Source organism: Caulobacter sp. P1_D6, from assembly GCF_056406095.1.
This window is the reverse complement of record NZ_JBFUAW010000047.1, coordinates 35,285-52,777: the sequence shown is the minus strand read 5'-3', so window position 1 is coordinate 52,777 and position 17,493 is coordinate 35,285. Positions and strand designations below refer to the sequence as shown.

Here is a 17,493-nt window from a genome sequence, read left to right as displayed (position 1 = left end):
CCATTGGCCCGCGCCCTCGGCGGCTGGTCCCCTCGGAAACGACAGGGAYCGGGTCCGGCTAAGCCTCAACAGGGCTGCCCACCGGATGCTGGCGGATAACGATGGCGCGGAGCGATCGGCTTCGTCGAAACGGTATTCATTCAAAGAWCTCCGGACGTCGTCCGGCGCTCCGCGACCCTTTCCGTTATCTCACAGCCAGATTGGCGTGGGATCACACCCACTTGCCCCCACCTGACCGCTTCGCGGTCTGTCCGCCCCCGTAGGGGGCGGAGGAGAACGCGCGCCCTCTTCCCCCTATGGGGGAAGACGACCGCGAAGCGGTCCGTAGGGGGCAAGTGGTCGCCACAACAGCGTCTCAGGAGGCCCCTAATCCAGATCGAACACGAACTTGTCGTGCTCCGGATGCAGGCAGCTCTGGTCGATCGGCGCGGTCGGATCCGCCAGGAAGCCGCGGATCATCCTGCGGGCGCAGGCGCTGCCGCGCGAGACGCCGTGGGTGGTGTTGGGGATGATCGTCAGCTGGCCCTTGGGGAAGCGGCCGACGGCCGCCTTGGCCACGGCCGGCGGGCAGCCGGGATCGATCTCGGCGGCCAGGAACAGGGTGGGGATCGAACTGGAGACCGGCTGGGCCTCGACCGGGTCGGGCGCGCCGACGTCGTAGGCCTTGCAGACGGTGAAGTAGCGGCCCATCGAGGCCTCGAGCAGGCGCGAGACCGGGTCGCGCTGGGCGCCCTTGCGCATGGCCGCCTCGCTCTCGAACGGGAACTCCTCCTTGCACAGGTGGGTCAGGTGCTGGGCCTCGTTGTAGCCGCTGCGGTCGGCCATCTGCTCGGCCAGGGCGGTCATGTCGCCGGCCGCGAACTTGGCGACGGTGGCGGGCAGGGCGCGGGCGTCGGGGCCGCTATAGGCCGCGTCCATCAGGAAGCCGCCCAGGTCGTCGGCGGTGTAGACCTTGCCGCCGATGGTCTGAGGGGCGGCCAGCAGCTTGGTCGCCACCGCGTCGAGATCGGCGCCCGGATGCGGATACTTGGCGTTGCAGGCGGCGTCCTCGGCGCAGCGCTTGAAGATCACCTTCACCGCGTCCGAGACCATTTCCGGCCCGCCCTCGGCCCACTTGGCCTCCGGCGTCCAGGGCGAGTCCAGCACCACGGCGCGAACGCCGGTCGGGTCGTGCTTGACCACGGCCAGGGCGATGCGGGTGCCGTACGATACGCCGAACAGGTCGATCTGCTTCAGGCCCAGGGTCTTGCGCAGGTCCTGGATGTCCTTGACCACCTCAACCGCGTTGTAGCGCGACAGGTCGACGCCGGAATCCTTCAGGCGCTGGGCGCAGGCGACCAGTTGCTGGGCGGCCGCGTCGTTCAGCGGGCCGGCGTCGTTCAGGGCCACGCCGCCGCAGTCGAGGATCGGCGAGGCCACCCCGCCGCCGCGCTGGTCGAAATAGATCCAGTCCTGGTCGACGGCCACCAGTTCGCGGGCCGGGCCGCGCAAGCTGCGGGCCACGTTCTCGACCACCCCGCCGCCGGGACCGCCGTGCAGATAGACCACCGGCGGCAGGCCGGCCTTGGGCGCGCTGGCCTTGACGATGGTCACCGGGATGGCGCCGCGCCGCGTGCTGGTTCCGCCCCGGATCTCGTCGACGACCAGGGTCCCGCACTGGATCTTGTTGCTGACGCCCGAATAGTCGCCGGCGCACGGGCCGGGCGTGAACTTCGGCTCGGCGGCTTGCGCGCCGGTCGCCGCCAGGGCTCCCGCCGCCAGTCCCATCGTGAGGCCGGCCGCCAGCATCCATCCGCGCATCGTCGTCTCCATGGCGATCGTCGCCTCCGGTCATGCTTAGAGCCGCCGGCGATCGATCCGCAAGAGCGGCCGATCGAGCTGTTTCGATATCGGCGTTCGTCAACTAGTTTACAAAGCAAACCAGTTGATACATGGTCCAGCCATCGCAACGGAGCCCGGCCATGCACGCGCCTCTCAAATCAATCGACGTCACCGCCTCGGCGGAACGCAACGCGCCGATCGGCGCCGTGCGGGCCTTCCTGACCCTGCTGGTCGTCGCCCATCACGCGGTGCTGACCTACCATCCGTACGCGCCGCCTCCGAAAGGCTTCACCGAGCCGCCGATCCTGTGGACGGCGTTCCCGGTGGTGGACCCGCAGAAGTTCGCGGGCTTCGGCCTGCTGACCCTGGTCAACGACATCTTCTTCATGTCGCTGATGTTCCTGGTTTCCGGCCTGTTCGTCGCCGAGAGCCTCAAGGCCAAGGGGGCGGGCGGGTTCCTGAAGGGCAGGGCGCTGCGGTTGGGCGTTCCGTTCGTGGTCGGCGCGGGGCTGCTGGCCCCGCTGGCCTACTTCCCCGCCTGGCTGCAGGCGGGCGGGGCGCCGTCGCTGTTCGCCTATGCGCAAGCCTGGACCAGCCTGCCGTTCTGGCCCAGCGGTCCTGCCTGGTTCCTGTGGGTGCTGCTGGCGTTCGGCGTGGTCGCCGCGGCCCTGGACGGCCTGTTTCCCCGCCTAATCCCGGCGCTGGGCCGCTGGACGCAGGGGGCCGCGCGCCGGCCGGGCCGTGCGTTCCTGATCCTCGTCGCGGCCAGCGCCCTGGCCTATGTGCCGCTGAACATGGTCCTGCCGTTCGGCCACTGGACAACCGAGGGGCCGTTCCTGATCCAGACCGGGCGGGCGGCGCACTACCTGGTCTATTTCCTGGCCGGCCTGGCGTTCGGCGCGGCGGGCGTGGGCCAAGGGCTGACCGACCCGCAAGGCCTGTTGGCCCGGCGCTGGTGGGCCTGGCTGATCCCGCCGGTCCCGGCGGTGATCGCGGCCGTGGCGACCTTCATTGTCGCCTTCTCGCCCAATCCGCCGCCCAAGCCGGTGCTGGACGTGGTCGGCGGCCTGGCCTTCGTCCTGGCCTGCGCCACCCTGTCGTTCTCGGTGCTGGCGGTGTTCCTGCGCTTCGTGCGCAAGACCGGTCCGGTCGGACGCAGCCTGCAGGCCAACGCCTACGGCATGTACCTGACCCATTACATCTTCACCGCCTGGCTGGGCTGGCTGCTGCTGCCCCAGGCCTGGGGCGGGCTGGCCAAGGGCGTGGTGGTGATCGCCGGGGCGGTGATCCTCAGCTGGCTGACGACGATGGCGCTGCGCCGCATGCCGCTGTTGGGACGAATCCTGTGAACGGCCATGATGCGGCGCTGAAGGGGACCTTGCCCATGAACGACAAGATCAAGTCGGTCCAGGACGACCTGGCCTTCCTGCGGACCGTCGCCGAGGGCGGCGGCGGCGGGATGGGCGTGGCCGGCAGCGCGCTCTACGGCTCGGCCGGGGTGCTCTACGGCATCCAGTGCCTGAGCTACTACCTCCAGGAGATCGGGCTCATCCACCTGTCGCCGATCGCCAACATCATCATGGCCTGGGCGCCAACCTTGATCTTCCTGGTGCTGATGACGATCGTGATCATCATCGACCGGAAGCGGCCGGCGGTCGGGGTCACCAGCAAAGCGATCAATTCCGCCTTCGCCGGAGCGGGCATAGCGAACCTGGCCCTGGTCCTGGTCTTCGCCAGCGCCGCCGCGCGCCACCAGGACTTCCACTACTGGCTGTTCCACCCGGCCGTGGTCTTCGTGCTGCAGGGCGCGGTCTGGTACGTGATCTTCATGCTGCGCAGGCGGTCGTGGATGGCGGTGGTGGCCGTCGGCTGGCTGGTCTCGGGCGTGGCGCTGGGCATGCTGATCGAGCGCGGGGACCTGTATCTGCTGATCGCCACCGCCAGTCTCTTCCTGCTGATGGGGGTTCCGGGCTTCGGGATGATGCGCCAAGCCCAGCGCCAAGCGGCCCGGCCGGCCTGAGGCGAGCGTGACCGGCAAGTTCGACATCAGCGGGTTGGACGACGTCATCCACGGCCGCGTGCGGCTGGGGATCGTCGCCTACCTGGCCAGCGCCGAGGTGGCGGACTTCACCGAGCTGAAGGACATGCTGGAGGTGACCCAGGGCAACCTGTCGGTCCACCTGCGCAAGCTGGAGGACGCCGGCTATGTGGCGATCGACAAGAGCTTCGTCGGCCGCAAGCCCCTGACCCGGGTCCGCCTGACGGACACCGGCCGCGAGGCTTTCGGCGCCTATCTGCGGGCGATGGGACAGCTGGTCGAGCAGGCGGGGGGCGGCTAGAGGCCCATCTCCGTCCGCAGCCGCTCCGGCGTCATGCCCGCCGCCCGAAGCTCCCGCAGCGTCTGGGCTTTGTCGCGCTTGGCGTAGCGCTTGCCGTCGGGACCGACCAGCAGGCGGTGGTGGCGATAGGTCGGGGTCGGCAGGTCCAGCAGGGCCTGCAGCAGGCGCTGGATGTGGGCGGCCTCGAACAGGTCCTGGCCGCGGATCACGTGGGTGATTCCTTGCAGGGCGTCGTCCAGCACCACGGCCAGGTGGTAGGCCACCCCGACGTCCTTGCGGGCCAGGACGATGTCGCCGGCGGTCTCGGGGCGGGCCTGGATCAGGCCTGTCTCGCCGTCGGGGCCCGCACCCTCCTCGACGAAGTGTAGGTTCTCGAAGCCGCCCAGCGCCCCACGGGCCGCGTCCAGCGACAGCCGCCAGGCGAAGGCCTCGCCGCGTTCCAGCCGCGCGGCCTCCTCGACGGGATGCAGCGGGCCGCCGACGAAGGGCTGGGCCGGCTCGTGCGGCGCGCGGCCGATGTCCAGCTCCTTGCGGGTGCGGAAGCAGCGATAGACCAGGCCCTTCTCGCGCAGCACGTCGACGGCCCGGTGATAGTCGGTCAGGTGCTCGGACTGGCGGCGGACCGGTTGCTCCCACTCCAGGCCCAGCCAGGCCAGGTCCTCCAGGATCGCGGTCTCGAATTCCGGCCGGCTGCGGGTGGCGTCGATGTCCTCGATCCGCAGCACGAACCGGCCGTCTGCGGCCCCATTCTTGGAGTTTTTGGCGGCGTCGAAAGCGGTCAGGGCCGAGAAGGCGTGGCCGCGATGCAGGTGGCCGGTCGGGGAAGGGGCGAAGCGGGTGGCGAAGTTCAAGCGGACCTAGGCCTGATCGAGCTTGGCGAACATGCCCAGGTGTTCGAACACGCCGCGCAGGAAGGCTTCCTCGCCGCCCAGCGCTTCCTTCAGCGGCTCGAACTGCTTGAAGCTGATCATCTCGGCCAGGCCGTGGCCGGCGCACCAGGCGGCGATGGTCGCCAACTCCAGGTCGATCGGCGTGGCCGTCCCGCCGCTGCGCTCGTCGATGGTGTTGCGCACCTGGCAGTAGGCGCCTTCTTCCTTCATCTGCTCGGGCAGGGCGTCCTTGTCGCGCGAGCAGTCGTACATCACGCGATAGAGGGCGGGATTGTCGCGGGCGAAGCAGACATAGGCCACGCCCAGGCTGGTCATCCGCTCCTTGCTGTCGGCTGCCTTGGTTCGGGCCTCGGTCAAGGCGACGTCCAAGGCGGCCCAGCCTTCGTGGGCGACGGCGTCCAGCAGTTCGCCCTTGTCCTTGAAATGGTGATAGGGCGCGGCCGGGCTGACGCCCGCTTCCCGCGCCACGGCCCGCAGCGAAAGCGCGGCCGGGCCCTCGGTTTCGAGGATGCGCCGAGCGGCCTCGACCAGGGCGCGGCTGAGGTCGCCATGGTGGTAGGGGCGGGCTTCGGAGGAGGCGGTCTGTGTCATCTCGGACACTGTAACCGTTCCTGTTCAAAAATCCATCCTAACGGCGTAAAGATTCATCTTGACGCCGTTTAGATCGATGCTATCTAAGCACTGTCCAGATCGGGCTCGGTCTGGACCGGGGAAGCGGCCCTTGATGGCCGCGCTCCGCAACCAGAACTCAAGGACGTGTGTGATGACCAATACCTTCTTCGCCTTCGAAACCGCTCTCGACCGCATGGCCGTCGGCTTCTTCCTGGCCGCCGCCGTCGGCGTCGCCGCCGCCCTGATCGGCGTGGCGATCTAAAGCCCGGCGGCGTTCGTGGCCGACGGGGCCGGCGGATCCCCACGTCGTCCCGCCGACGCGATCGCCCCCAGTCCGGTCCGCCGGACCCTTGTCTGAAGTGTTCGAAGCCGCCCGCGCGTGATCGCCGGCGGCTTTTGCATGTCTTGATCCCGCCGCCATGCGCGCCTAGGTCGGATGCTCCCGAGGCGGAACATCCCACGACGGGCCGGATTTCCCAGACATGACCCTTCCTTCTCCAAGGACGCAGCCATGAGCGTCGCCTTCACCAAGGAAGGCGACAGCGAGGCGTTCGCCGCCGATCTGCTGGACCGTCCGATCTCGCCGCACCCGAATCTGGTCACGCCGGAGGGGCTGGCCCAGATCGAGGCGGCCTTGGCGCAAGCGCGCGCCGCCTACAGCGCCGCCCAGGCCGGCGGCGACGTGGCCCAGGACCGCACCGCCATGGCCCGCGCCACCCGCGACCTGCGCTACTGGTCCGCCCGCCGCGCCAGCGCCCAGCTGCGCGAGCGCGATGGGTCCGTCGAGGGTCTGCAGTTCGGCGGGACCGTGACCTTCGATCGCGAGGACGGCCGCCGCCAGACCTTCCGCATCGTCGGCGAGGACGAGGCCGATCCGACCCAGGGTTCGGTCTCCTACGTCTCGCCGGTGGCCCGGGCCCTGCTGGGCAAGGGCGTGGGCGACACCGCCATGGTGGCCGGCGGCGAGGTCGAGATCGTCGCCATCGACTGAGGTCAGGGCGCCGGAACCTCGAAGATGTCCATCCGGCCCGGACCCAGGGTCGGGCAATAGGCCGAGTAGAACAGCACGCCCGGTCGTTTGGGATCGACGGCCGGCCCGTTGTTGATCGCCTCGGAACAGTTGACCGGCGGGGCCAGGGCTTTGCGCGGGCCGAAGCGTCCGTCGTCGCCGCGCCTGGCGCTGTGCAGGGTCACCCGGGTCTCGGCCTTCAGGTCGCCCGAGGCGAACACCAGGGTGCGGCCGTCGGCCAGCAAGGCCGCGTCGAAGTCGTCCAGCGGGCCGTTGACCTCGGGCCCGAGGCCGCGAACCGGGGCGTCGCCCATGAGGTCGCCTTCGAACAGGTCCTGCCTGCCCAACCCGCCATGGCCGTCGGACGAGAAGATCAGTTTCCCGTCGGCGGTCGGGGAGGGCGCCCACTCGTCGCCGGGGGTGTTGAAGCGCGGGCCCAGGTTGCGCGGCGTTGCGAAAGCCCCGGTCGGCGGGTCGCGATCCACGGCGTAGAGGTCGTCGCCGCCCTGGCCGCCCGGGCGGTTGGAGAAGAAATAGACCGTGCGGCCGTCAGGCGAGAAAGCCGGGTCGAAATCGTTGTCGGGGCCGTCGAACGACACGGGTTCAGGCTTGGACCACCCCGCGCCGTCGCGGCAGGTCTGCAGGATGCGCCAGGGCGTCTTCGGCGCGCCGATCGAGCCCCAGAGCACGCAGCGGCCGTCGGGACTGAAGGCGGGGCGGACCTCGGTGTCGGCCGAATCGACAATCCCGGGGAGCAGGGGGACGGGCGGTCCGGCCGCCAGGAATCCGGCCAGGGCGATCACGGCGAAGACGGGCGTCGGCATGGCGAAAGCTCTCGAATGTCCGTCGTCGACCATAGCCGCGATAGTTCATGCGCCAAGTGCAAGGATGTCTTGGTTCTGTCGTCGAGTTGGCTCATCTTTTTCATGCGTTCGGGAATGAATGGCGATTCCTGAGAATGCGTAGGAAGGAGGCCCGTCTTCAGTCCGACCGCGTATCCGCTTCATAGGGGCCTGTTCGGCCCACATCGTCGTGGGAGCCCCCAGGGTTCCCGAGGGAGGACCTGATGCAGGTGCTGTCCCGCCCCCCGTCCGGCATGCCGGCGCTCGTCCTCAACGCCGATTATCGGCCCCTGAGCTACTACCCGCTGTCCCTCTGGCCCTGGCAGGAGGTGATCAAGGCGGTGTTCCTGGAACGAGTGGACGTGGTCTCGACCTACGACCACGTGGTGCATTCGCCCTCGTTCGAGATGAAGCTGCCCAGCGTGGTGTCGCTGAAGCAGTACGTGCCGCAGGATCGTCCGCCGGCCTTCACCCGCTTCAACCTGTTCCTGCGCGATGGGTTCTCCTGCCAGTACTGCGGTTCGCCCGACGAGCTGACCTTCGACCACGTGATCCCCCGCTCGCGCGGCGGCCGGACCACCTGGGAGAACATCGTCACGGCCTGCGCGCCCTGCAATCTGCACAAGGGCGGCCGCACGCCGCGCGAGGCGGGCATGCATCCGTTCCACACCGCGCGCCGCCCCAGCATGCACGAACTGCAGGACCGCGGCCGCCGGTTCCCGCCGGGACACCTGCACGCCAGCTGGTTGGACTACCTCTACTGGGACATCGAACTGGAAGCCTAGAACGCGACGAAGCCGAGTCGCGAAAATGTCCAGAAAACAAAGCCTTGTGGCTATGCTTGCATCGACTCGCCGCTGGGCGGACCCAAAGGACGGGGGCCGTCCAGCGGGAGGGTTCGATGCTTGCCAATCTTTCGACGCCTTCAAGGCCTTCGGTGTTTTCCAGTCCGACGCTTCACGAGCACGGACGCGCGCTGAGCGTCAAACGCCGGCTGCGGTGGCTGATGGCCGCCATGACGCTGGCCAATGTGGTCCTCTGGTCCATCGTGTTCGGGCTCTGACGGCGCAACCTGGGCGCCGGCTCAAGGGTTCTATCCCCCGACGTCCCTCCGGGACGACGAACGGGAGAGACCCATGATCTTTGGCCATAAAAAAGAAGAAACCGGCCGCCACTTCACGCACGGCACCAGCGCCTCGACGGCCGACATGGCCTGCGACGGCAAGGTCCGGCACGAGGACAAGCATTTCGACGCGCCGCATTCGCGCGAAGCCGAGAGGCCGCTGGCCGACGGCGAAAAGCACGATCAGCTGGCCGAGAAGCTGGAATGCTCGGAAAGCCGCCAGGAAGCCCTGCTGGACGAGGGCCTGGAGGAAAGCTTCCCGGGCAGCGACCCGGTCAGCGTCAAGCGTATTACTTGACGGGTTTATTTGGAGCGTGACGGTCGCCGAAACCGGCGTCCACTTTCGGCTGTCACGCTCTAGTCAGGCCTGGCGCGGAAAGCGTCGGGCCGCCCGGCTGGCGAAGCTGGCCGGGCGCTCGGCCTCCGGCGTTTCGGCCGGCGAGGGGAAGACGGCCTGGATCACCGGCGCCAGGCGGCGGGCGCCGCGGCGGCGATCCTGGGCGGCGATGTCGGCGAAGGTCGCCGAGCCGCGCTGACGCGCTAGGGCCCGGAGATTTTCGATATGGCTAGCCAGATAGACGACGCCCACGCCGGCGGCGTCGGCCGCCAGGTCGCTGATCGTGCCACTGCGGTCGGGGGTGAACAGCTGGGCCACCTCGACGCCGGCGCCCAGCAGCACGGCCGCCAGGGCCAGATCGTTGCGGCGCATGCGGGGGAAGGCCAGGAACGAGACGGCGACGAGGCCGCCGAAGGCGATGGCGTGGGCGGCCTCGTCGCTCAGGCCGAACGCCTGCTCCAGACCCTGCCAGGGGCCCAGCATCAGCGCCGCGGCGGTCAGGGCGCCGACCACCAGAACGGCGCGGGCGGTGGTCACGACATGGTTCGGCGTCAGCATGGGCTTCCTGGCTCGCGATGAGCTGAAAGCCTTACGGCGCCTTGGCCTACAAGCCGTGAAGGAACAGGGTCAACGGAAGATGACCAGGGCCCCGCCGCCCCCGGAAACCGGGGCGGCGGAGCGTCAGGCGGTTATTTTTTCTTCGCCGGGGCGGTGGTCGCCTTCTTGGAGTCCTCGGCCTTCTTGGCGGCTTCGTCGGCGGCCTTCTTCCAGACCGCGTAGTCCTCCAGATAGGGCTGGCGGCGCAGGATCTTGGACGCCGGGTCGACGATCACCGGCACGGCGTCGCCCACCTTGATGCGGCCGGTGTTGTCGGTCATCGGCGCGGTGACGATCTTGTCGCCGACCTTGACCTCGACCGGCATCGGGAAGGCCTTGCCCGAGGGCGTCTTCCAGCTCAGCACCAGGTCGTCGCCGTCGCGCGTGGTCCGCAGCTCCGGCAGCTTGGCCTGGTAGAAATAGGCGTCGAAGAACCACTGGTAATCCTTGCCCGTCACGTCGTTGACGATCCGGATGAACTCCTTGGTGGTCGCGTAGCGCGGCGCGAAATTGCCGGGCTTGGGGTCGGGGCGGCCGTAGACCAGGGTGCGCACTGACTTGAAGAACGCCTCGTCGCCGATCGTCGCGCGCAGGGTGTGCATGATGTTCGAGCCCTTGGCGTAGATGTCGTTCGCCGGGCCGCCCTCGGGCTTGTAGACCTGATCCTCGGTCATCACCTTGTCGGAGACGATCGGGAACAGGTTCTTGCTGCCGACCCGCTGGGCGTTCAGGCGGGTCATGTATTCCATGTCGCCGTGCAGCCATTGCGAGAACAGCGGCTGCATGTAGCTGCCCAGGCCCTCGTGGATCCACATGTCGTCCCAGTCGACATTAGTCACCTGGTTGCCGAACCACTCGTGCGACAGCTCGTGCTGGAACAGCCAGTCGTAGCCGTAGACGTCCTTTTTGTACTCGTTGCCGTAGGCGTTCATGGTCTGGTGTTCCATGCCCAGGTGCGGCGTCTCGACGACGCCCAGCTTTTCCGAGCGGAACGGGTAGGGGCCGATCATCTGCTCGAAGAAGTCGAGCGTGGTCGGGAACTCGGCGAACAGGGCCTTGGCCTTCGCCGGGTCGTCGCTCTTCAGGTACCAGTATTCGATGGGGAAGCTGTCGCCGAACCGGCTCTTGTAGGTGTCTTCCAGCTTCACATAGGGGCCGACATTGACCGCGACGGCGTAGGTGTCGGGCTGCTTCTGACGCCAGTGGAAGGTGCGCCAGCCGTCCTTCTCCTCGACGCCGACCAGCACGCCGCCGGCCGGGGCCGACAGCGGGGCGGGCACGGTGATGTAGAAGTCGACCAGCAGCGGCTCGCCCGTCGGGAAGTCGATGCACGGCCAGAACAGGTCGCAGCCGTCGCCCTGCACGGCGCTGGCGATCCAGGGCTCGCCTGTCGGGGTCTTCTTCCAGACGAAGCCGCCGTCCCACGGCGCCTTCTCGGCCTCGTGCGGCTGACCGGCGTAGCGGATCTGGACCACCGTCTTGGCGCCGGCGGCGATCGGCGCGGGCGGGGTGATGGTCAGGCGGCCTTCAGGGTTGGTCCAGGCCGAGGCGGGCAGGGTCTTACCGTCGACGATCAGGGCGCTGACCGTGAAGTTCTTGTCGAAGTCCAGGACGATGCGGGGCAGGGCGCTCTTGGCCGCCAGGGTCAGGGTGGCGTCGCCCTCGATCGCCTTGCGGTCGGGAATGATCTTCAGCTTCAGGTCGACGTGCTCGAGGGTGACCGCGGCTTCCTCGGCGGGCATCTGGCCGCCGGTGCCCAGGGTCAGGGCCGTGGTCGGCACGGGCTTGGGCGGGTTGACCGGCTTGGCCGGCGTCGCGGCGTGGGCGGCGCCGGCCAGCGCCAGAAGCGAAACGGCGCACAGGGCCGCGGCCCGACGGCGGTAGGACTGGGTAGGCAAAGCGAAACTCCCCTCGCGACGCGATTTCCGGCGACATGGGTAAGCTCGGCCACGCACGTCGCCAAGCAGGAAGTTTCAGGGATGGTTCTCCCGACGTTTTCAGCGAACGCCGGTCAGATTTTCTCGCTGATCTTGATGGCCGCGCGGCAGCCGGCGCGGATCACCGCCGACAACAGCGGGTAGGCCGGAGCCTCCAGGGCCCCTTCGCCGATGGCGATGTCCTTGTGGTGCAGCTCGTCGTCGCGGAACTGGCTGAGTTCGGCGGCCAGCGACGGGTCGCGCGTCTCCAGCTCGGCGATCTGACCCGCGTAGTGCTGCTCGATCACCGTCTCCACCGCCTCGGTGCAAGCATGGGCGGCCTTCTCGCCCAGCAGGGCGGTGCCGGCGCCCAGGGCGAAGGCGGCGGCGCGCCAGACGGGCGACATCAGGGTGGGGCGGACTTGCCGCTCGCCCAGCAGTTCGTTGAAGCGGCTCAGGTGGACCTGTTCGTGGCCCTCCATCTCCTGCAACTGGTCGGCGATCCGCTCACGACCGGGGGCTTGGCGCATCACCGCCTGCTGGCCGCGGTAGATGTGGACGGCCGCCAGCTCGCCGGCCTGGTCGACCCGCAGGATCTCGGCCAGTCGCGCCCTCTGGGCGCCGGCGCCGGGGCGGGGAGGGACGGGGCGGTCCATCTCAGAGGTTCTTGCGGAAGGCGGCGAAGCCCGAGGCGATCGCCAGGCCCAGCGAGATCACGGCGTTCCAGCCGGCCATCGACAGGCCCAGGAAGATCCAGACGGCCTTGTCGCACGACGGGGCGGCGATCTTGACGCCCTTCAGCATGGCCACCAGGTCATCGGCCGAGGCCGCGCCGCCGGCTGCGCAGGCGGTGGGGCCGGGCCACCACTTCCACTCGGCGCCGGCGTGATAGGCCGCCAGGCCCGCCCCGTAGAGGAAGCCGATCCCCAGCAGCAGGATCAGCGGCTTGCGCACCCGGTCCGCCCAGGCGGTGCGCGTCAGTACGACGGCGACCAGCGCCACCGAGCCCGTCACCCAATAGACTTCCCGCTGCTTGAGGCACAGGAGGCACGGCGCCAGCTTGCCGAAGGTCTCGAAGGCATGGGCCGCGCCCAGCATGATGGCGCAGGCGGCGAAGGCCAGGGCCGGCCATTGCTCGGCGATCAGGTCGAGCGGGCCGCGCACCGCCGGCGTCACGGGGCCGGTGGCGCGGATCCGGGTGACCTTGTTCTCGACGTTCTCGATCGTCATGCCGCGCACGCTCCGCCGCTGCTTCCACCCAAGAAGTGGCTCGCCGTGAGGCCGATGACAAGCAGGGCGATCAGGAGGCCCGCGAACAGGGCCAGGCGCTTTTCGATCACCGGCATCATCGTCGGGCCGAATTTCTTGACCACCCAGGCCACGAGGAAGAAGCGGGCGGCGCGGGTCAGCACCGAGGCGAAGATGAACATCGGGAAGCTGAAGGCGGCCAGGCCCGAGGCGATGGTCACCAGCTTGTAGGGGATCGGGGTCACGCCCTTGGCCAGGATCACCCAGACGCCGTACTGGTCGTACCAGCACTTGAACTCGGTCATGCCGCCCGCGTGGCCGGTGACGCTCATCAGCCAGACGCCCAGCGGCTTGAGGAAGAAGCCGATCGCGTAGCCCAGGATCCCGCCCAGCACCGAGGCCAGGGTGCACAGCGCCGCGTAGCGCCAGGCGCGGTCGGGGCGCGCCAGCACCATCGGGGCCAGCATCACGTCGGGGGGAACGGGAAAGAACGAGCTTTCGGCGAACGAGACGGCGAACAGACCGACCGAGGCGTGGCGGGAGGCGGCCAGGCCCATGACCCAGTCGTAGAGGCGACGCAGCATGCGGACTCCGAAATAAGGACGGCCGTAGCTAGCAGGCGACCGTGACCTTGTCGCGGCGGTTCGCGCGATCGCGTGCAATCCTATTGGAATTGCGGCCTTGGGTGGCTATCACGCCCGTTCGACGGCTCTAGCTGTCCAAATTCTTCGAAAGACGATCCCATGAGCGATACGCCCCCCGACCGCCTGGCCTCCAATCCCTCGAGCCCGCACTACGACGCCGACATCCTCGAGCGCGGCGTGGGCATCGTGTTCAACGGCGTCGAGAAGACCAATGTCGACGAGTACTGCGTCAGCGAGGGCTGGATCCGCGTCACCGCCGGCAAGGCGGTCGACCGCAAGGGCAACCCGATGACCATCAAGCTGCAGGGCGTGGTCGCGCCGTACTGGCGCAACGACAACGCCGAAGAGGCCTAGCGCCATGGCCCCGCGCCGCCTGATCGACCTGCCCGGCTTCGCCGACCTGGAGACCCGGGCGCTGATGAAGCCGTCGTTCGCCGATCCGGAAGCGCGGGTCCAGTTCCCCGAGATCGACCAGTTGGCGCGCGACACCTTCGGCCTGACGGCCGACGAGGCGGCCGTGATCCCCGATCCGCCGGGCTGGGACGGCATCGACGTCAAGTCGCTGCGCGAACAGGCCGACGCGTTCGAGCTGGAGGGCTGGGACGTCATGGACGACAAGCGCCGGCCGCTGCGCATCCTGGGCCATTTCAGCCATCCGCTGTGGCTGGCCCTGCGCGGCGTGGCCGGCCACCTGCCGTTCGAGCCCGAACCGGACGAGCATGATCCCTCGGCGACGTCGCTGGCGGCCGAGGCGGCGAAGTTCCGGCGGGATAAGCGCTAGAGCGTGACAGCCGAAAGTGGATGCCGGTTTCGGCGCCCGTCACGCTCTAAATGCTGGAATCTAGCGCTTCTTGCCCAGCTCGGCGCCGATGTCCTTGATCGAGTTGCCGACCTTGCGGTGAGCGGCGACCAGTTGATCCTTGGTCACGCCCCAGCGCTTCATCCAGTATTCGACCTGATGGCGTTCGCGCGGGTCCAGGCGGTCCTCGTCGCGGAAATCGCGTTTGCCTTTCGGGGCGCCCATCGTTGTCTCCTTGAATTCCGTTCGCGGGCCTATCCTGCGCCACGGATGTTGTCGAGGCGACTGGCAGACACGGAAAGATCCCCATGAGCGATCCCGACCTAGAAGCCATGGCCCAGGACGAGCTGTCGCGCGCCATGACCCTGACCTGGCGCGACCTCAACAAGGTGATTCCCTGGGGCGACACCTTCGAGGGCATTTCGCCGGCCGGACGCAACGTCGAGGTCGAGCGCAACTACCTGTGGGTCAGCGAACCCGGCGGCGACATCCTGTGCGAAGTCGCCGTCTATGGCGGCCCCAGCCGCTACGACCAAGGCGCCAAGGCCCGAGGCGTGATTTCCAGCCCCATTGCATAACCTTGGTCGTGCAAGCTGAGCCATCATGCGTTAACCATATGACTCTTGTTTGCCTGCTGCTGGAGGGGGTCCGGTGTACCAGTCAGAGTTTCCCGTCGATACGCCGGTTCCGATCTTCGATCCCACCCTGCTGGCGGGGATCGCCCTGGTCGTGCTGGCCGTCGCCATCCTGACCTACTACCTCGGTAAGTACGTGGGCGGGCGCGGGCGGGACGAGCGCTGGCGCGAGGTTCCCAAGACCATCCACGAGGCGATCAAGGCCAAGTGCGTGGCGGCCACCAGCGCGCCGTCGGGCGAGCTGCTCTACAAGGCCCAGGACCTGGTCGAGGAAGTGCAGCGCCGGATCGGTCCCGTGCTGGCGTTCGGCGGCCCCTGCGCCAAGGCGCTGAAGGGCATAACCGAGGCCCTCAAGGGCGAACCGGTCGAGGAGAAGCCCCAGGACAAGCCCGCCAAGGGGGCTCATGGGGGCGCTCACGGCGGCAAGAAGGACGACAAGCATGGTCACGGCGACGGCCATGGCGGCCACGGCGCGCACGGCGTCGGCCACAAGCCGGAGACCGAGCTGGAACTGGCCGCGGCCAATGTCACCATCCTGGGCGGCCAGACCCTGGTCCTGACCAGCCACCGCCCGGCCGAGCCCGACCACGGGCGCGACGAGCACGAGGAGGAAGCGCCGAAGGTTCTTGACCACAAGGACTATTCTCGCCAAGTCCGCATGGCTGTTGTGGAATTTTCCGATTTCTGGAGCCGGGGCGATTGTCTCAACGAACTGCAACGCTGCCAGACGGCGCTGACCAAGACCGAGGCGTTCAAGTCCAAGGCGACGGACGAGCACTGAGCCGTCCGTTCCAACTTTTGCGGGCGCTCCATCGCCGGGCGCCCCTTCGCTGGGCGTCTAGGCGGCCGAATGCACAACCACCAAGCGAAATGTCCGCTTTCCTGTCCCCAGGCTTGGCCATGATTGAGCGGGGCTGTCACGCCGCGCCAGATCGGGTCTTGTCGACGCGAGCGACCGCCAGAGTCGCGGGCGTATGGAGGACGAAAGGAAGGCCATGGCCGCGACGGTCTCACTCATGACTCAGATTCCCCCCGAAGGCGCCGCCGATCACGTCTCGCTGGCCGACTATCTGCCCTACCAGCTGGTGGTCGCCGCCAACGCGGTGACCCGCCTGGTCTCCCGCGCGTACGAGGACCGGTTCGGCCTCAGCATCCCGCAGTGGCGGCTGATGTCGGTGCTGGCCGAAGGGCCGCTGACCCAGCAGGCCGCCGTCGTGCGTACGGCCATGGACAAGGTGCGGGTCAGCCGCGCCGCCCAGGACTTGGTCGAGCGCCGCCTGGCCGTTCGGCTCAGCAACCGCGTGGACCGGCGCTCGCACAGCCTGGAGCTCACCGCCGCCGGCCGTCGCCTGTTCGCCGAGATCGTGCCCCTGGCCCGCGCCTACGAGGCCGCCCTGCTGGCCGGCCTGCAGCCCAGCGAGGTGACCACCCTCAAGCGCCTGCTGGGTCAGCTGGAGAGCGCGGCGGGCACGCTCTACGGAGCGGACATCGCGCCGGGCTCCTAGAGCCGCCTAGCGCGCCGAATAGACCCCGCGCGCGATCGCCCGGGCCAGGGTGTCGGCGGCCGCCGAGCCCAGCCGGGCGATCGTCAACGACCGCTGCGGACCCTCGCCGAGCTCGACCGCGCCTGAAGACAGGGCGAAGACCACGTCGCCGTCGAACGGGGTGTGGGCGGGACGGATGGCGCGGGCCAGGCCGTCCTGGGCCATCATCGCCAGGCGCGTCGCCTCGGCGGTGGTCAGGGACGCTGTCGTCGCCACCACGGCCAGGGTGGTGTTGGCCCCGGCGTGGAACCGGCCCAGCGCCGCCAGCTTGGTGTCGTCGGGGATCGGCTCGACCGCGCGGGCCGACGGGTCCGGGGCCCCTTTTCCCGAGGACTGGTCGCCGAACTCGCCGTCGATCTCGAACGGCCAGGCCCAGAACGTTTCGCCGCCGGGCATGTAGACCGATCCCACCGGATTGACCGCCGCCAGGACGCCGACGATCAGGCCGTCGCCCAGGTCCAGCGAGGCCGAGCCGACGCCGCCCTTCTCGACGCCGGCCATGGCCCCGCGTCCGGCCCCGACCGAGCCCAGGGCGAAGTCCTCGCCGGCCGCCGCGACGGCGGCCAGGCCCAGGGCGCGATAGGGCTGATCCAGTCCCCAGGCCTTGTCGCCGCCGTTGGCCAGGTCGTGCAGCACCGCCCCAGGCACGATCGGAATGGCCGGCGATCCCGCGACCAGCCGCAGGCCGTGCCCCGCCGCCGACAGCGCCGTCGTCACGCCGTCCGCCGCCCCCAGGCCGAACACCGAGCCGCCCGACAGGGTGATGGCGTGGGCCCGGGTGAAGTTGTTCTCCGGCCGCAGCACGTCGCTCTCGCGGATCCCCGGCCCGCCGCCGCGCACGTCCACCGCCCCGATCCAGCCCTCGGGGCAGAGCAGGGCGGTCACCCCGCTGCGCACGGCCTCGTCGGTGGCGTGGCCGACCGTCAGGCCGGGCACGTCGGTGATCAGGTTGCGGGGACCGGGGCGGGGAGGATGGGGCAAGGCGCTGTGTCTCCTGCGGGAGCGGGAGCATCGGCGAGATGGTCCGATGTGGAAAGCGTCCCAAGGCGTCTGGAACTTCGCCCCCGCCTTTGCTAGGAAGCTCTCCCCTCGTCGAGACGTCCAGTCGTCCGGTGGGGAGGCGGCCTCGATCGAGGG

At 68.9% G+C, this 17,493-nt stretch carries 23 protein-coding genes; 12 read left to right on the top strand and 11 right to left on the bottom strand.

The genetic code is table 11. The annotated features are described in order from the left end of the window. Positions 1-366 precede the first annotated feature (366 nt). Entirely contained in the window at positions 367-1,800 is a 1,434-nt protein-coding gene (locus AC1DYP_RS21945; protein ID WP_477048113.1) for an alpha/beta fold hydrolase, read from the bottom strand. A gap of 161 nt (positions 1,801-1,961) precedes the next feature. Between AC1DYP_RS21945 and AC1DYP_RS21940 the strand changes: the two genes are divergently transcribed. The 3 genes from AC1DYP_RS21940 to AC1DYP_RS21930 are packed head-to-tail and all read left to right on the top strand — an operon-like array spanning position 1,962 to position 4,160. Further along, the gene (locus AC1DYP_RS21940; RefSeq protein WP_477048112.1) at positions 1,962-3,170 is read left to right on the top strand and encodes an acyltransferase family protein; all 1,209 of its coding nucleotides are present in this window, start codon (positions 1,962-1,964) and stop codon (positions 3,168-3,170) included. A gap of 35 nt (positions 3,171-3,205) precedes the next feature. Next, a complete protein-coding gene (locus AC1DYP_RS21935; RefSeq protein ID WP_477048111.1) occupies positions 3,206-3,841 on the top strand; it encodes a hypothetical protein in 636 nt (211 codons plus the stop codon). 7 nt (positions 3,842-3,848) lie between these two features. Continuing rightward, on the top strand, positions 3,849-4,160 hold the full coding sequence (locus AC1DYP_RS21930) for a winged helix-turn-helix domain-containing protein (protein WP_477048110.1): 312 nt from the start codon (positions 3,849-3,851) through the stop codon (positions 4,158-4,160). Here the strand turns inward: AC1DYP_RS21930 and gluQRS are convergent. Together gluQRS and AC1DYP_RS21920 are read right to left on the bottom strand one after the other, a co-directional pair. Further along, the gene (gene gluQRS / locus AC1DYP_RS21925; protein ID WP_477048109.1) at positions 4,157-5,011 is read right to left on the bottom strand and encodes a tRNA glutamyl-Q(34) synthetase GluQRS; all 855 of its coding nucleotides are present in this window, start codon (positions 5,009-5,011) and stop codon (positions 4,157-4,159) included. The two genes, AC1DYP_RS21930 and gluQRS, sit on opposite strands and share 4 nt — an antisense overlap. 6 nt (positions 5,012-5,017) lie before the next feature. Beyond that, the gene (locus tag AC1DYP_RS21920; protein WP_477048116.1) at positions 5,018-5,641 is read right to left on the bottom strand and encodes a TetR/AcrR family transcriptional regulator; all 624 of its coding nucleotides are present in this window, start codon (positions 5,639-5,641) and stop codon (positions 5,018-5,020) included. Positions 5,642-6,173: 532 nt separating this feature from the next. Here AC1DYP_RS21920 and greA point away from each other — a divergent pair. Beyond that, on the top strand, positions 6,174-6,653 hold the full coding sequence (gene greA, locus AC1DYP_RS21915; protein ID WP_477048108.1) for a transcription elongation factor GreA: 480 nt from the start codon (positions 6,174-6,176) through the stop codon (positions 6,651-6,653). A gap of 2 nt (positions 6,654-6,655) precedes the next feature. Here greA and AC1DYP_RS21910 read toward each other — a convergent pair whose 3' ends face one another. Next, positions 6,656-7,495 carry a TolB family protein gene (locus AC1DYP_RS21910; protein WP_477048107.1) on the bottom strand — a complete coding sequence of 280 codons (840 nt, stop codon included), beginning with the start codon at positions 7,493-7,495 and terminating at the stop codon, positions 6,656-6,658. Positions 7,496-7,734: 239 nt separating this feature from the next. On the opposite strand from AC1DYP_RS21910, the gene AC1DYP_RS21905 reads away from it, so the two are divergent. From AC1DYP_RS21905 to AC1DYP_RS21895, 3 genes are all read left to right on the top strand, one after another. Further along, positions 7,735-8,298: an HNH endonuclease gene (locus AC1DYP_RS21905; protein WP_089930049.1), complete on the top strand. Its 564-nt coding sequence runs from the start codon at positions 7,735-7,737 to the stop codon at positions 8,296-8,298. Between the two features lie 116 nt (positions 8,299-8,414). Beyond that, positions 8,415-8,576, top strand: a complete 162-nt coding sequence (locus AC1DYP_RS21900) for a hypothetical protein (RefSeq protein ID WP_477048106.1) — start codon at positions 8,415-8,417, stop codon at positions 8,574-8,576. 73 nt (positions 8,577-8,649) lie between these two features. Further along, entirely contained in the window at positions 8,650-8,934 is a 285-nt protein-coding gene (locus AC1DYP_RS21895) for a hypothetical protein (protein ID WP_477048105.1), read from the top strand. Positions 8,935-8,997: 63 nt separating this feature from the next. Here the strand turns inward: AC1DYP_RS21895 and AC1DYP_RS21890 are convergent, their stop codons facing one another. From AC1DYP_RS21890 to AC1DYP_RS21870, 5 genes are all read right to left on the bottom strand, one after another. Beyond that, on the bottom strand, positions 8,998-9,531 hold the full coding sequence (locus tag AC1DYP_RS21890; protein ID WP_477035990.1) for a VanZ family protein: 534 nt from the start codon (positions 9,529-9,531) through the stop codon (positions 8,998-9,000). Between the two features lie 131 nt (positions 9,532-9,662). Then, positions 9,663-11,468: a M1 family metallopeptidase gene (locus AC1DYP_RS21885; protein WP_477048104.1), complete on the bottom strand. Its 1,806-nt coding sequence runs from the start codon at positions 11,466-11,468 to the stop codon at positions 9,663-9,665. A 113-nt stretch (positions 11,469-11,581) separates the two neighbouring features. After that, positions 11,582-12,142: a demethoxyubiquinone hydroxylase family protein gene (locus AC1DYP_RS21880; protein ID WP_477048103.1), complete on the bottom strand. Its 561-nt coding sequence runs from the start codon at positions 12,140-12,142 to the stop codon at positions 11,582-11,584. Position 12,143: 1 nt separating this feature from the next. Continuing rightward, complete coding sequence (locus AC1DYP_RS21875) at positions 12,144-12,716, bottom strand: disulfide bond formation protein B (RefSeq protein WP_477048102.1); 573 nt, start codon at positions 12,714-12,716, stop codon at positions 12,144-12,146. Beyond that, on the bottom strand, positions 12,713-13,318 hold the full coding sequence (locus AC1DYP_RS21870) for a YqaA family protein (protein ID WP_477035986.1): 606 nt from the start codon (positions 13,316-13,318) through the stop codon (positions 12,713-12,715). Before AC1DYP_RS21870 ends, AC1DYP_RS21875 begins: the two co-directional genes overlap by 4 nt. A 159-nt stretch (positions 13,319-13,477) precedes the next feature. Between AC1DYP_RS21870 and AC1DYP_RS21865 the strand changes: the two genes are divergently transcribed. Next, entirely contained in the window at positions 13,478-13,732 is a 255-nt protein-coding gene (locus tag AC1DYP_RS21865; protein WP_007664089.1) for a DUF3297 family protein, read from the top strand. A 4-nt stretch (positions 13,733-13,736) separates the two neighbouring features. Then, a complete protein-coding gene (locus AC1DYP_RS21860; RefSeq protein WP_477035985.1) occupies positions 13,737-14,159 on the top strand; it encodes a hypothetical protein in 423 nt (140 codons plus the stop codon). Positions 14,160-14,219: 60 nt separating this feature from the next. On the opposite strand, the gene AC1DYP_RS21855 is transcribed toward AC1DYP_RS21860, so the two are convergent. Beyond that, positions 14,220-14,402: a DUF3606 domain-containing protein gene (locus AC1DYP_RS21855; protein WP_018112967.1), complete on the bottom strand. Its 183-nt coding sequence runs from the start codon at positions 14,400-14,402 to the stop codon at positions 14,220-14,222. Positions 14,403-14,509: 107 nt separating this feature from the next. Between AC1DYP_RS21855 and AC1DYP_RS21850 the strand changes: the two genes are divergently transcribed. From AC1DYP_RS21850 to AC1DYP_RS21840, 3 genes are all read left to right on the top strand, one after another. Further along, a complete protein-coding gene (locus tag AC1DYP_RS21850) occupies positions 14,510-14,755 on the top strand; it encodes a hypothetical protein (RefSeq protein ID WP_477048115.1) in 246 nt (81 codons plus the stop codon). Positions 14,756-14,828: 73 nt separating this feature from the next. Continuing rightward, positions 14,829-15,593, top strand: a complete 765-nt coding sequence (locus AC1DYP_RS21845) for a hypothetical protein (protein WP_477048101.1) — start codon at positions 14,829-14,831, stop codon at positions 15,591-15,593. Between the two features lie 214 nt (positions 15,594-15,807). Continuing rightward, positions 15,808-16,317: a MarR family winged helix-turn-helix transcriptional regulator gene (locus AC1DYP_RS21840; RefSeq protein WP_477035983.1), complete on the top strand. Its 510-nt coding sequence runs from the start codon at positions 15,808-15,810 to the stop codon at positions 16,315-16,317. A 6-nt stretch (positions 16,318-16,323) separates the two neighbouring features. Here the strand turns inward: AC1DYP_RS21840 and AC1DYP_RS21835 are convergent, their stop codons facing one another. Then, positions 16,324-17,337 carry a P1 family peptidase gene (locus tag AC1DYP_RS21835; protein ID WP_477048100.1) on the bottom strand — a complete coding sequence of 338 codons (1,014 nt, stop codon included), beginning with the start codon at positions 17,335-17,337 and terminating at the stop codon, positions 16,324-16,326. Between the last annotated feature and the right edge of the window lie 156 nt (positions 17,338-17,493).

What these genes read in the sequence shown, in the direction of transcription:
- AC1DYP_RS21945 (WP_477048113.1), bottom strand. Translation starts at nt 1,800, where the DNA reads ATGCGCGGATGGATGCTGGCGGCCGGCCTCACGATGGGACTGGCGGCG.
- AC1DYP_RS21940 (WP_477048112.1), top strand. Translation starts at nt 1,962, where the DNA reads ATGCACGCGCCTCTCAAATCAATCGACGTCACCGCCTCGGCGGAACGC.
- AC1DYP_RS21935 (WP_477048111.1), top strand. Translation starts at nt 3,206, where the DNA reads ATGAACGACAAGATCAAGTCGGTCCAGGACGACCTGGCCTTCCTGCGG.
- AC1DYP_RS21920 (WP_477048116.1), bottom strand. Translation starts at nt 5,641, where the DNA reads ATGACACAGACCGCCTCCTCCGAAGCCCGCCCCTACCACCATGGCGAC.
- greA (WP_477048108.1), top strand. Translation starts at nt 6,174, where the DNA reads ATGAGCGTCGCCTTCACCAAGGAAGGCGACAGCGAGGCGTTCGCCGCC.
- AC1DYP_RS21910 (WP_477048107.1), bottom strand. Translation starts at nt 7,495, where the DNA reads ATGCCGACGCCCGTCTTCGCCGTGATCGCCCTGGCCGGATTCCTGGCG.
- AC1DYP_RS21900 (WP_477048106.1), top strand. Translation starts at nt 8,415, where the DNA reads ATGCTTGCCAATCTTTCGACGCCTTCAAGGCCTTCGGTGTTTTCCAGT.
- AC1DYP_RS21895 (WP_477048105.1), top strand. Translation starts at nt 8,650, where the DNA reads ATGATCTTTGGCCATAAAAAAGAAGAAACCGGCCGCCACTTCACGCAC.
- AC1DYP_RS21890 (WP_477035990.1), bottom strand. Translation starts at nt 9,531, where the DNA reads ATGCTGACGCCGAACCATGTCGTGACCACCGCCCGCGCCGTTCTGGTG.
- AC1DYP_RS21880 (WP_477048103.1), bottom strand. Translation starts at nt 12,142, where the DNA reads ATGGACCGCCCCGTCCCTCCCCGCCCCGGCGCCGGCGCCCAGAGGGCG.
- AC1DYP_RS21875 (WP_477048102.1), bottom strand. Translation starts at nt 12,716, where the DNA reads ATGACGATCGAGAACGTCGAGAACAAGGTCACCCGGATCCGCGCCACC.
- AC1DYP_RS21870 (WP_477035986.1), bottom strand. Translation starts at nt 13,318, where the DNA reads ATGCTGCGTCGCCTCTACGACTGGGTCATGGGCCTGGCCGCCTCCCGC.
- AC1DYP_RS21865 (WP_007664089.1), top strand. Translation starts at nt 13,478, where the DNA reads ATGAGCGATACGCCCCCCGACCGCCTGGCCTCCAATCCCTCGAGCCCG.
- AC1DYP_RS21860 (WP_477035985.1), top strand. Translation starts at nt 13,737, where the DNA reads ATGGCCCCGCGCCGCCTGATCGACCTGCCCGGCTTCGCCGACCTGGAG.
- AC1DYP_RS21855 (WP_018112967.1), bottom strand. Translation starts at nt 14,402, where the DNA reads ATGGGCGCCCCGAAAGGCAAACGCGATTTCCGCGACGAGGACCGCCTG.
- AC1DYP_RS21850 (WP_477048115.1), top strand. Translation starts at nt 14,510, where the DNA reads ATGGCCCAGGACGAGCTGTCGCGCGCCATGACCCTGACCTGGCGCGAC.
- AC1DYP_RS21840 (WP_477035983.1), top strand. Translation starts at nt 15,808, where the DNA reads ATGGCCGCGACGGTCTCACTCATGACTCAGATTCCCCCCGAAGGCGCC.